1 protein-coding gene is annotated in these 406 nt (G+C 42.4%); it reads right to left on the reverse strand.

Going from position 1 to position 406, the window contains the following annotated elements; genetic code table 11:
* Positions 1–65 precede the first annotated feature (65 nt).
* Positions 66–406 (reverse strand): hypothetical protein (locus tag AB5935_RS28225; RefSeq protein ID WP_368328132.1); only part of this gene is annotated, 341 nt, incomplete at its 5' end.

The following is a 406-nucleotide window of genomic DNA, read 5'->3' on the forward strand; positions in this document are numbered from 1 at the left end:
GAACAATGTACTATGATAGAATCTATATTTCTCATGATTATTCATTATTAGTTCAAACGCACCAGTTAATAATCCGAAGGTGGCATACGCTTCACACACCCTCTAATCTCACACTTCTTCACTTCCGACTCCTTCTGTATCAACTCCACTTCATGACATTTATGTATCCAGTCAATCTTCTCTTCCTGCTCCTTGCGAAGTTCAATATAAAGCCCGTCTATCTTCTCGTCACGTTGAGTCAGCCGTTCTTCCAGCCAGTCCACCTTTTTACGGCGATTTTCTTCTTCCATACTGTTCACGGATGCTTCCTCTTTCCGTGCATCCGTCTTGCGACAAGTGATATACCTCACTAACCATTTCACAGCTTCCAAACCACCCATAGCGGTAATAAAAGCAAGGATTGTAG

The organism is Phocaeicola sp. RTP21198st1_B8_RTP21198_201120, assembly GCF_040929485.1.
Lineage (GTDB): Bacteria > Bacteroidota > Bacteroidia > Bacteroidales > Bacteroidaceae > Phocaeicola > Phocaeicola dorei.